The 251-nt window shown below is 60.6% G+C and carries 1 rRNA gene; it reads left to right on the top strand.

What is annotated here, in order from left to right:
* Window positions 1–251: ribosomal RNA gene (locus ACGK9R_RS17230) — 16S ribosomal RNA — on the top strand; the annotation flags it as partial.

Here is a 251-nt window from a genome sequence, read left to right as displayed (position 1 = left end):
CGGCTCCCGCTATCGGACGAGCCCATGTCGGATTAGCTGGCTGGTGAGGTAACGGCTCACCAGGGCGACGATCCGTAGCTGGTCTGAGAGGATGATCAGCCACATCGGGACTGAGACACGGCCCGAACTCCTACGGGAGGCAGCAGTGGGGAATATTGGACAATGGGGGCAACCCTGATCCAGCCATGCCGCGTGTGTGAAGAAGGCCCTCGGGTTGTAAAGCACTTTCAGTGGGGAAGAAGGCCTGACGG

The sequence above is a fragment of the Halomonas sp. HNIBRBA4712 genome (genome assembly GCF_043558675.1).
Lineage (GTDB): Bacteria > Pseudomonadota > Gammaproteobacteria > Pseudomonadales > Halomonadaceae > Vreelandella.
This window is presented reverse-complemented; position numbering and strand designations above follow the sequence as displayed.